Genomic DNA, 462 nt, shown 5'->3' with positions numbered 1-462 from the left:
GTATGAGAGCCAACGGTTCCTTTAAAAAGCACCTTGTCACCAGGTTCGATTTCTACGTAATCAGGAATGAATTGGTACATCTTGTCGATGTTTTCAGAATTCATGTCCATCACTTGTTTGATGACCTTTGTTTCAGCAAACGCAGGGGCTGCAATAATAGATAGGATTAGTAAAATTAGGCGCATCGTATTCACTCTGTTAAATAAGAATTATTTTCAACAATGCTAATTTATTCAGGGTTTGGTTGGAAGTTGATTTTTACATCACACATGTGAATCAAAAGGGTTCTTGTGTTAGATCAAGCAAACAAACCGATGACCCAAGTTATAAACTGAGTTCATCTCGACATTAAAGGGCGAACAGCTTTGTTTACATTACGAATAGGTAGGAGTGGTTTTCACAATTACACATAGTTTTTCACGCAAACGGTGTTCTACATGTATTTATAGGCTTCTATATATA

Annotated in this window: 1 pseudogene; it reads right to left on the bottom strand. The window is 36.4% G+C overall.

The features are described from left to right. Positions 1–185 (bottom strand): annotated as a pseudogene (locus AB4653_RS25860) (azurin); the annotation flags it as partial. Positions 186–462: the final 277 nt, after the last annotated feature.

It is taken from the genome of Vibrio sp. 10N.222.48.A3 (assembly GCF_041475345.1).
In the GTDB taxonomy this organism is placed as follows: Bacteria; Pseudomonadota; Gammaproteobacteria; order Enterobacterales; family Vibrionaceae; genus Vibrio; species Vibrio tasmaniensis_A.
The sequence above is the reverse complement of the archived record's forward strand: the minus strand, read 5'-3'. Positions and strand labels throughout refer to the sequence as shown.